The organism is Pseudoalteromonas sp. MB41 (assembly GCF_020966275.1).
Lineage (GTDB): Bacteria > Pseudomonadota > Gammaproteobacteria > Enterobacterales > Alteromonadaceae > Pseudoalteromonas > Pseudoalteromonas lipolytica.
This window is the reverse complement of the sequence record NZ_JAJJZF010000021.1, coordinates 66,216-75,738: the sequence shown is the minus strand read 5'-3', so window position 1 is coordinate 75,738 and position 9,523 is coordinate 66,216. Positions and strand designations below refer to the sequence as shown.

The 9,523-nt window shown below is 43.0% G+C and carries 11 protein-coding genes and 2 rRNA genes; 10 read left to right on the top strand and 3 right to left on the bottom strand.

The annotated features are described in order from the left end of the window. The 10 genes from LPA49_RS17210 to LPA49_RS17165 form a co-directional block, all read left to right on the top strand. Nucleotides 1-211: ribosomal RNA gene (locus LPA49_RS17210) — 23S ribosomal RNA — on the top strand; the annotation flags it as partial. 122 nt (nt 212-333) lie between these two features. Next, nucleotides 334-448: ribosomal RNA gene (gene rrf / locus LPA49_RS17205) — 5S ribosomal RNA — on the top strand. Between the two features lie 608 nt (nt 449-1,056). After that, nucleotides 1,057-1,989 carry a hypothetical protein gene (locus LPA49_RS17200; RefSeq protein ID WP_036974313.1) on the top strand — a complete coding sequence of 311 codons (933 nt, stop codon included), beginning with the start codon at nt 1,057-1,059 and terminating at the stop codon, nt 1,987-1,989. A gap of 30 nt (nt 1,990-2,019) precedes the next feature. Next, nucleotides 2,020-2,919, top strand: coding sequence for a DUF350 domain-containing protein (locus LPA49_RS17195; RefSeq protein ID WP_075594411.1), 900 nt, complete (start codon nt 2,020-2,022; stop codon nt 2,917-2,919). 4 nt (nt 2,920-2,923) lie between these two features. Next, on the top strand, nt 2,924-4,645 hold the full coding sequence (locus LPA49_RS17190; RefSeq protein WP_036974318.1) for a polyamine aminopropyltransferase: 1,722 nt from the start codon (nt 2,924-2,926) through the stop codon (nt 4,643-4,645). Nucleotides 4,646-4,724: 79 nt separating this feature from the next. Continuing rightward, complete coding sequence (locus LPA49_RS17185; protein ID WP_036974320.1) at nt 4,725-5,138, top strand: YjfI family protein; 414 nt, start codon at nt 4,725-4,727, stop codon at nt 5,136-5,138. Nucleotides 5,139-5,162: 24 nt separating this feature from the next. Beyond that, nucleotides 5,163-5,855 carry a PspA/IM30 family protein gene (locus LPA49_RS17180; RefSeq protein WP_036974322.1) on the top strand — a complete coding sequence of 231 codons (693 nt, stop codon included), beginning with the start codon at nt 5,163-5,165 and terminating at the stop codon, nt 5,853-5,855. Between the two features lie 72 nt (nt 5,856-5,927). Beyond that, entirely contained in the window at nt 5,928-6,566 is a 639-nt protein-coding gene (locus LPA49_RS17175) for a hypothetical protein (protein ID WP_036974324.1), read from the top strand. Then, the gene (locus LPA49_RS17170; RefSeq protein WP_036974326.1) at nt 6,563-6,880 is read left to right on the top strand and encodes a hypothetical protein; all 318 of its coding nucleotides are present in this window, start codon (nt 6,563-6,565) and stop codon (nt 6,878-6,880) included. The genes LPA49_RS17175 and LPA49_RS17170 overlap by 4 nt, the downstream gene beginning before the upstream one ends. 72 nt (nt 6,881-6,952) lie before the next feature. Further along, nucleotides 6,953-7,138, top strand: a complete 186-nt coding sequence (locus tag LPA49_RS17165; RefSeq protein ID WP_036974327.1) for a hypothetical protein — start codon at nt 6,953-6,955, stop codon at nt 7,136-7,138. On the opposite strand, the gene LPA49_RS17160 is transcribed toward LPA49_RS17165, so the two are convergent. From LPA49_RS17160 to LPA49_RS17150, 3 genes are all read right to left on the bottom strand, one after another. Beyond that, nucleotides 7,131-7,532, bottom strand: coding sequence for a hypothetical protein (locus LPA49_RS17160; protein WP_036974328.1), 402 nt, complete (start codon nt 7,530-7,532; stop codon nt 7,131-7,133). The two genes, LPA49_RS17165 and LPA49_RS17160, sit on opposite strands and share 8 nt — an antisense overlap. Before the next feature lie 13 nt (nt 7,533-7,545). After that, nucleotides 7,546-8,013, bottom strand: a complete 468-nt coding sequence (locus LPA49_RS17155; protein ID WP_036974330.1) for a hypothetical protein — start codon at nt 8,011-8,013, stop codon at nt 7,546-7,548. Between the two features lie 128 nt (nt 8,014-8,141). Next, on the bottom strand, nt 8,142-9,518 hold the full coding sequence (locus LPA49_RS17150) for a lyase family protein (RefSeq protein ID WP_180311269.1): 1,377 nt from the start codon (nt 9,516-9,518) through the stop codon (nt 8,142-8,144). Nucleotides 9,519-9,523 lie beyond the last annotated feature (5 nt).

Sequence of the window (9,523 nt, the reverse complement as noted above, 5' to 3'; positions counted from 1 at the left end):
GTTGTCATGCCAATGGCATTGCCCGGTAGCTACGTTCGGAACTGATAAGCGCTGAAAGCATCTAAGCGCGAAGCAGGCCTCGAGATGAGTTCTCACTAGACTTTTAAAGTCTCTGAAGGGCCGTTGAAGACTACAACGTTGATAGGCAGGATGTGGAAGTGGTGTGAGCCATTAAGCTAACCTGTACTAATTACCCGTGAGGCTTAACCATACAACGCCAAACGCGTTTTATGACAGCGTAACAGACAGAAGTTAGTATACTAAAGTAGATTTTACGATTATCAGATTTCCAGATTTTAGTTAATTGCGAATGCGATTAACGACCAGAATATGCTTGGTGACAATAGCGTTTTGGACCCACCTGATTCCATGCCGAACTCAGTAGTGAAACGAAACAGCGCCGATGATAGTGTGGCATTTGCCATGTGAAAGTAGGACATCGCCAGGCTCCTAATTAAAGAAACCCGTTGCAGCAATGCAGCGGGTTTTTTGTTGCCTGTAGAAAAATAAAATACCCAACCAAGACCCCTACGACCTATATCTTTGTAAGCATCGTGTGGCATTGACCATGTGAAAGTAGGACATCCTACTGCGTAGCGCACCATGGCTCCTAATTAGAGAAACCCGTTGCAGCAATGCAGCGGGTTTTTTGCGTTCAGGGCTAAATCGTCCAGTATCATACTGAGATTGCATACAGAGATAAAAGACGCATCAGCGCAAGATGAAGAGACGTAGGAGGTACTTTAGTGCCGAAAGTGTCTGATATGCCCTTCATACAACACCCCTGACATTCACGGCTAAAGCCGTTCCTACGCTTTATAATCAGATGTTTAATCACGATGTACAAATCAAAAGTGAATGGAGTCGTGGGCTCAAATCTTTAAAATAGGCCTACTTTATCAAGCATTCATTCTCATCTATTAATATTGAGTCTTCACTTGGCAAGCTGCCTGACGAATTACCACCCTATTTACCCTTTGTTGCAATTTTCATCTTGGTTTAGTACCTGAGCTATGTAAAACTAATTGGGTTTTTAACCACAATCAGGTGACATGAATGTCTCAAATAAAAGCTTGGAAACTTATTAGCCTGTTTTGTTTGGTAAGCTTGCTTATGGGCTGTGAGTCGAAGGAAGAGCAGCTGAAACAAACAATACAACAATCCATAGAAAAAGCTGAAGTAGAGTTAAATCAGTTGGGTACTGCGCTTGATAATGGCTCTCTTCGTAATGCGACTTTACTTAAACAGTATGCAAAGGTCCTCACGGAGCAGCAACCACAACTTTCTGAAATTGCGCGTGTTATTAGCCTTGATGCAACCCGAGAAGGTGCTATTTACAGTGGGCTTAAACAGCGTTTAGCGGATGTCAAAGCAACGAGCTTAATTCCGCCTTATGAAGACACCCTTCATCAACTTGATTTAATTCGTGACGCCGCAAAACCGTCTTTATTCCAAGACGCTTTAACTGACCCAATAAATATGCTCGCCGATATGTCAAACGGTGCGCTTGCGCGTGTTGGGGCAATTAGTGAGGCTGCAGAAGGTGAAAGCGTAGGAAATCAGCTTGTTGGCAACCCTAATTACGGCCAATGGCAAACCAATAGTAGCGGCACTAGCTTTTGGGTTTGGTATGGTATGTATCGCATGCTCGGTGATGTGTTTGATCGTGTTGAATATGGTCGTTGGAGCCGCAACAGAAAATACAGCTATTACAATGACTATGGCCGTTATCGTTATTCGAGCCCTAAACAAATTAAGGCACAACAAACTGTTGAGACACGAACACGCCAGTCTTATCAACGTCAAGGTAAACAATTCACTAGCCCGTATGCAACCAAGCGAAGCGGTGCATCAGGGTTAAGCCGTAGCAGCTATACGCCGCCACGCACACGTAGTAGCTACGCTTCTAGTAGTAGTTACAGTAAAAGCTCCGGGTCATTACGCAACAGCTCGAGCAGAACATCACGTGGCATTAGCCGCGGTAAGTAGTGAAAAGAATAACCATCGGAGTTACAACACATGTATGAATTTAATGGAATAACAACGTGGTCATTGCAAGCTTTAGCAATCGACTTTGCAATCATTATCGCCTTATTTGTAAGCTTAAAGTTTATTAAAGGCTGGGTATCTAATCTACATGCCAATGATGAGATTACGGAACGTGACAATTTTGCGTTTGGTATTAGTTTTGCAGCAGGGCTTGTTGCGTTAGCCATTGTACTTAGCGGTGTGAGCAGTGGTGCATTTGCAGTCAGTTTACAACAAGAAGCACTACAAATGCTGGGCTATGGTGTAATGGCGATTGCGCTCATTAAGCTTGGTCATTTCTTCCAAGATAAAGTGGCGCTGCGTAAAGTGAGTTTGCATGACGAAATCGTCAAAGGTAATGCAACAGCTGCACTTATTGATTTTGGACACGTTGTTAGTGTTGCCATTGTTATTCGTTCAGCTTTATTTTGGGTTGCTACTGAGGGGTGGCATGGTCTTCCGATAGTAATAGCCGCATTTGTGATTGGCAGTATCGCCATGTTGTTGGTGAGCCAATACCGAGTTCAGCTGTTCAAACGTACAAATCGCAGTGGTGATTGCTTACAGCAAGCGGTGATTGACGGTAATTTAGCAGTGGGAATTCGTTATGCAGGCTTCTTAGTGGGCAGTGCATTAGCGCTTACAGCAGCATCAGGCATAGCCCCGTACGCTGCTGATAATATTGGAGCAAGCTTAGGGTATTGGGCGTTGAGTGCCGCGCTAAGTATCGTAGCCTTTATTTTATTGCACTTACTAACGATTAAAATCATTTTAGCAGGGTGTGATATTTCTGATGAAGTTAATCGCCAGAAGAATGTCGGTGTAGCGGCAATTTCTGCTGCGGTATCATTTGCTATAGGCTCTACCATGGCCACGTTGTTAGGTGCTTAATTAAGTGTCACATACAGCGGCTTCGCCAAGTAGAGCCTCTCTACTTGGGCATGATTTTTTATTAATTACTGTGATGGCCGTACTCGCTGGGTGCGGCCTAATTTATGAATATCTACTATCGCATTATGCAGGGCGCGTTCTTGGCTCTGTTGAGAGCGCCATTTATGCCATGATAGGCACAATGATCGTGGCAATGGGGATCGGGGCATTTTTAGCGCGTTGGTTTAAAGACGCATTTACTGCATTTGCATGGCTTGAAAGTATCATTGCCTTAGTCGGTATGGGGTGTATTTTAGCAATTGCCAGTGTGATAGCTGTTAGTTATTCATTGCCTCATCTCTTCTCTAGCATCTTTAACTTACCAGCAGATACCGTACTGGATGGCTATGTATTTGAAAAGCTACAAGAGTGGTCGCGTTTTTTACCTTATGTGTTTGGTCTGTTGCTTGGGCTTTTAATCGGTATGGAAATCCCGTTAATAGCACGTATTCGTCAGCAAGTTTATGGCCGTTTTTTAGAGAATAACGCGGGTACGATTTACGGTGCTGATTATATTGGCGCTGGGGTCGGTGCTGCAATTTGGGTGAGTATTATGCTGGCAATGCCAATCATGCAGGCTGCTGCTTGGACGGCATTGTTTAATATTATTGCCGGGCTGATCTTTTTATGGCGTTACCATCAACACGTGCGTTTTGCGAAGGTGTTATTAATGTGTCACGTGTTGCTATTAGTATTTTTCGCTTTTGTGTTAGTGCTTGGTACGAGCTGGATGAAAAATCTTAGTAACGTTTTATATAAAGATAAAGTCATCTACTCGCAAGCAACTAAGTATCAGCACTTGGTGTTAACCGAGCGTTTGAGTCGCAATCAGCCAACTGCGATCACAGATTTATACCTCAATGGTCGTTTGCAATTTTCAAGCGTTGATGAGCAAATTTATCATTCGATGCTGGTGTATCCTGCGATGCTAGCTTCAAATCGCCATGACCGTGTGTTAATTATAGGCGGCGGTGATGGGTTGGCGCTTCGCGATGTTTTAAAGTGGCCAGTAAAGCATGTCACCTTGGTTGACTTAGATGGTCAGCTGTTAAACTTATTTGGTAATGATGTGGGCGACTATGATGCGCCAGAGACTATCAGAAAACGCTTAATTGAGCTGAATAATCACTCGATGAGCGATCCTCGAGCACAAATCCGTATTGCAGATGCCTTTTTGGAAGTTGAAGCTATGCTTGCGAAAGGAGAGCGTTTCGACACCATTTTAATTGACTTACCAGACCCTAATCATCCTGACTTAAACAAATTGTACAGTGATTATTTCTATAATCATGTTCGTCAGTTATTAGCCCCAGATGGTGCAATGGCAGTGCAGTCAACGTCTCCTTATCACGCCAAAAAGGCGTTCTTAAGCATTGCCAAAACAGTCAGGGCTGCCGGTTTTAATTACGTAGAGCAATACCAGCAAAATATCCCTTCATTTGGCCAATGGGGATGGACTATTGCTACCACCACAGGCAAGCCTGCGAGTAGCCGAATTCGCGAAACAGACAAATTACCAGTACCTTCTCGCTGGGTAAGTAAAGAGTATTTATTGGCATCTTTTGTTTTTCCGAATCATTATTTTGAACAAGTAAATACAATTGAAGTCAATAGATTAGGTTCTGGAACTCTGTATGATTATTATCGTCAAGCGTGGCAAGTTGAAACCGAATTGTACAAAAATTGATATTTTATAGTTGACATAATATGTCGGCTATGCAAATCTTAACTCAGACATAATATGTCAAAACGTAAAAAGGTGAGACATGGAATTAAATGAACTATCAATCAAACTGGCTTCTTTTGAAACAGAAGGTGTGAGCTTTGAGTCTTTCTTGATTGCCAACCCAGGCGAACAAGATGTATTGCAAGTTATCGTCGATGGGAATGATGAGTTACCTATCTTTGTTACGCAAACCGAGGAGCAGCTACTGTGTATTAGCTACTTGTTTGCAGAGGACGAAGTAAAAGCAGATATGCGTGATGAGTTAAACGAAACCTTATTACGTTTGAACGTGCCTATTCCATTAAGCGCATTTGCAAAGATTGATGATAAGTACGCTATTTTTGGTGCACTGTCGGTTAATTCATCGTTTGATGATATTACCCATGAGCTGGTAACACTCGCTGATAATGCGATTGATGCACTTGAAGCCGTGACGATTTATTTAAACGATTAATTAGCAATTTCCGGAGTTAAGATTATGAGTATTTTAAAGAAACTATTTACAGCTGTACGTGGTGGCGCTCGTGAAGCAGGGCAAGCGATTGTTGATGCAAACGGTATCCGTATCTTCGAACAAGAAATTGCTGATGCACAAAACGCGTTACAACGTGCTAAAAAAAGCCTAACAGAAGTGATGGCAAAAGAGATGCAAACAAAGCGCAAAATTAGTGCGTTAGATGCCTCTATTGCTGAACATGAAGCCTATGCAGGCCAAGCGCTTGAAAAAGGCAATGAAGCATTAGCGCTTGAGATTGCTGAGAAAATCGGTGACTTTGAAACAGAAAAAGCAGAGCATGAAGGCGTGTTAGCTGGTTTTAGTAATCATATTGTGACACTAAAACAGCAAGTAAAAGAAGCTGAAAAGTCGATTAAAGAGAACCAACGTCAATTAACGATGGTTAAGACAACTGAAAGCGTGCAACAAGCAACGATGGCAGTAAACAGCACACTGAATACAAACAGCTCATCAATGACATCTGCGCGTGAGTCATTAGAGCGCATTAAACAGCGCCAACAAGACCGTCAAGATCAGCTTGGCGCAGCTAAGCAGTTAGAAGCGGATACGAATGGCGATGATTTAAAAGCGAAAATGGCTGAAGCGGGTATTGGTGATACTAACCCTAAAAGTGCAGACATTTTGGCGCGCATTAAAGCTAAGCAAAACAGCTAATTTTATTAGCGGAAAGACAAAAGGTAACCCATGCACAGGGTTACCTTTTTTGCTTCAACAAGGAGTCAGCCAATGTTTAACTTTTTCAAATCTAAAAAAGCCCCAGAGCGCCAATTAACTGAACCTAGCCAATTACAAGTAGGTGATATGCTGAGCGTGATTGATTCGTTTGCTTATCCAAACTGGTTAAAGGGGCAGACATTACGTGTTATTGATGTACAAACGTATCAGTACCAACGCAGTGCTGAGTATGAGCTCGTTCTTGAGAGTGAATCGGGCCAAGTGGTGTTCTTGCAAATTGAATCTGATGATGGTGAGCAATGGGCAAACTTCGCGATTAAAATTCAACGCGATGATGTAGATGAAATATTTACGCTTGATGAGTTTGCACGTATCTTCGATGAAGATGAGTTAACCACAATTAGCGTGCAAAACACCCCTGAACGTTTTAGCCACTTTTTAGCTAAGAGCTACAAGCAAACTGAAGCGCCTTATGTATGTTATTTCCATAATAAAGATTATCGCAATAAACCATTACCTCGCTACGAAGATGAAGGCGGTGAACCATGCGAAATGATTTGTTTAAGCTCGGATGACGAGAGTTATGGCTTGAACATAGAAATTTGGGAAGGTGGTGAAACCGAGGTATCACTCACGTTAACACGCCCGATTAGTGATATTGTTGATTTATTTCCTGGGGATGCCAAGTGAGTGATGCAAAAGCAAAATGGCAGCGTCAGGAGCAAGCGGTTCGTGCCACGCAAATGGCGTTTGATCTAAGCAGTGAAGTACAAAAATCAATTAAAAAGCAAGCAATTGATCAAGAACTGACCCCATCAGATATGATTCGGAAAATTCTTGAGCTCGACGTTAAGTCTAAAAAAACCAGACAACGCTTATCGTTTAATTTAAATGACGAGGAAATTGCTCTGTTAGCTGCGCGTTTTGGTGTTGATGCAGATGATAAACGTGCGGTAAAGCAGCGAGTTGCAGAGCTATTGATTGCCCACAGCCAACGTAAATAAGGGGTGTAGTTTTGCCTTTGTGACATTAAGCCCTTACACTGAGGGGGAGATGTTTTAAAGAAGTGGCGTGTTGTGGATATTATTTTAATTGCGTATTTAGTTATTTTTGCATTATTTGGCACCGCCGCAAGTTACTTTGTGCGTTACATTTATGCTTACTGGGTGCACAACACGATGCATGTGCACTACATCTATAAGGCCGGAGTGTGTATCATCAGTGTGGTGATTGTATCCGGCCTTATGACATTATTTACTTAATTTCGATTGCTTGGCATTGCTCTGAAATACACAAAGATTGTACAGGCAAAACTGGCGAGCAGTCGTTAACACTTAACGGTTGTTCTGAATCTTTTTCTAATGAAGTGATCTGCTCAGCCAGCTGCTCGGCTTGCTCTTGTGGGGTGTTTAGCGTTGAATAAACCACATAGCGGCTTGGGCCACCACATGCGCGCTCACCTACTTCTAACACCTTACACTGGAAGCTTGCACTGCAACTATTGTTACTTACGATCTCGTCCAGTTGTTCATTTAAATCACTTAAATCAACACCTGTAGAGCCGCCAACAGAGGTGCTCTCACAGCCTGTTAATGCAAGCGCTGCCAACATCGTTGTGGTGATGAAAAGTTTATTGAAAGTCGATGAACGAACCATTATTGCTTATTCCTTAGTATACACTTGCCGCTGAGCCATCGATTTTAACACAAGTATTTGCAGAACACTGTGTGCCTGGTGCCGTTAGATGCTGACAAATACTCATAACGTCATTGGCAGCATTGTATTGGCTTTCAAGGCTCGTGATTTTTTGGGCTATTTTCTCAACTTCACTGCTATTGGCTGTTTTAGTTGAATACACAACATAGCTGCTTGGGCCACCGCATGCACGGCTACCAACAGGAAGTACTTTACACTGGCTACTGTTATCGCAGCTTGGGTCTTGAATAAGTTGTTTGAGCTGTTGATGGGCAGCAGTAATTGTTGTTTTTTCGGGTGCCGACTTGCTGATTTCAACTGCTTGAGGTGCATTTTCAAGTTTACTGGTTGTTGCTTGTAATTCGGTTTGTTTGGTTGTTGCTGCATCAGAGCACGCGGTAAGTAGCGCGGGAAATAATACAGCTAAAAGTGAAAAGCGCATAATGGACCTATAAATCGTTGAATAAGTACTCACTATCATACACTTTGCACTCAGAGGGGCAATAAAAACGTTGTCTTTCAGTAAGTAGCTCTGTCATTACAGAGCTACATTGTGTACAGGTTTAATTGCTATAAGCCACCTTTTGTAAGCTTTGCAGGGTTGAGCAATGTATTCAATTCTTCGCGTGAAATGTCAGTATGCTCAGCGGCAACATCAATAATAGGGCGACCTTCTTGATAGGCCAGTTTGGCAATTTTAGCGGCTTTCGTATAGCCGATCACCGGATTAAGTGCGGTGACTAAAATAGGGTTTTTAGCTAATGCTTTATCAACATTGTCTTGATTAACACTGAAACTGGCAATGGCTTTATCGGCAAGTGCCTCAGTACTATTTGCCAACAGCTCAATGCTTTGCAGTATGTTTAATGCAATCACGGGTAACATCACGTTAAGCTCAAAATTACCTGCCTGACCTGCTACTGTAATAGTGGCATCGTTACCAATGACTTGCGCACTGACCATGGCGGCAGCTTCTGGGATCACAGGATTCACTTTACCAGGCATGATCGATGAACCGGGCTGTAAAGCTTCTAATTCAATTTCACCTAGACCAGCAAGCGGACCTGAGTTCATCCAGCGTAAGTCATTGGCTATTTTCATTTGCGCCACAGCTAAGACCTTGAGCTGTCCAGATAATGAAACAATGGCATCTTGTGAGCCAATGTTGTAAAAAAAGTTTTTACTTGGACTGAAACGGATACCTACGTTTTCGCTTAGGTGTTGGCAAAAAGTAGCAGAAAATGCAGGGTCTGCATTGATACCAGTGCCAACCGCGGTGCCTCCTTGAGCCAGCTCGCAAACACGCTCAAGTGATTGGCGTATGCCTGTCATTGCGTTATCGATTTGGCATTGCCATGCTGAGAGTGTTTGCGCAAAACTGACGGGCATTGCATCCATTAGGTGAGTACGCCCCGTTTTAATAATATGACCCACTTCAGCTTGTTTACTCTGTAAGCGTTGGCTCAGCTTGTCTAGTTTAGGAAATAACTCGTAAATAATATTAATTGCGCTGCTGACGGCAATTGCCGTGGGGATCACATCATTAGAACTTTGCCCCATGTTGACGTCATCATTCGGGTGTACTGGCTCATTAGCAAGGGTCGTTGCCAGTGTGGCAATAACCTCGTTAGCATTCATGTTCGAGCTGGTGCCGGAGCCGGTTTGGAATACATCGACAGGAAACTGCGAAAAGTGCTTACCATCAATGATGGCTTGGCAGGCTTGTTCAATCGCATTCGCTTTTACTTGGCTCAAATGTCCTAGCGCTGCATTACTCTGCGCCGCTGCTTGCTTAATGTAGGCAAGGGCAGTAATAAATTGCTTCGGCATGGTCAAGCCGCTAATTTTAAAGTTGTTGATAGCACGTTGAGTTTGAGCTTGATACAAGGCATTTACGGGAACGTGTAGCTCACCCATACTATCTGATTCGGTTCTAAATTTGCTCATAAACA